Annotated in this window: 3 tRNA genes and 1 rRNA gene; all 4 read left to right on the forward strand. The window is 52.4% G+C overall.

The annotated features are described in order from the left end of the window. Positions 1–10 precede the first annotated feature (10 nt). Positions 11–126: ribosomal RNA gene (rrf, locus tag M3225_RS29045) — 5S ribosomal RNA — on the forward strand. Positions 127–135: 9 nt separating this feature from the next. Beyond that, positions 136–210, forward strand: a tRNA-Asn gene (locus M3225_RS29050). A 3-nt stretch (positions 211–213) separates the two neighbouring features. Further along, positions 214–288, forward strand: a tRNA-Glu gene (locus tag M3225_RS29055). Between the two features lie 18 nt (positions 289–306). Beyond that, positions 307–382 (forward strand) — tRNA-Val (locus M3225_RS29060). Positions 383–431: the final 49 nt, after the last annotated feature.

The following is a 431-nucleotide window of genomic DNA, read 5'->3' on the forward strand; positions in this document are numbered from 1 at the left end:
ATATAATATGTCTGGTGGCGATAGCGAAGAGGTCACACCCGTTCCCATACCGAACACGGAAGTTAAGCTCTTTAGCGCCAATGGTAGTTGGGACTTTGTCCCTGTGAGAGTAGGACGTTGCCAGGCTATTATTATTCCACAGTAGCTCAGTGGTAGAGCTATCGGCTGTTAACCGATCGGTCGTAGGTTCGAGTCCTACCTGTGGAGCCAACTGGCCCGTTGGTCAAGCGGTTAAGACACCGCCCTTTCACGGCGGTAACACGGGTTCGAATCCCGTACGGGTCACCATTTAATTTACATAATAGTGGAGGATTAGCTCAGCTGGGAGAGCACCTGCCTTACAAGCAGGGGGTCGGCGGTTCGATCCCGTCATCCTCCACCACCGTGCCGGTGTAGCTCAACTGGTAGAGCAACTGACTTGTAATCAGTAG

It is taken from the genome of Priestia aryabhattai, assembly GCF_023715685.1.
GTDB classification, from domain to species: domain Bacteria; phylum Bacillota; class Bacilli; order Bacillales; family Bacillaceae_H; genus Priestia; species Priestia aryabhattai_B.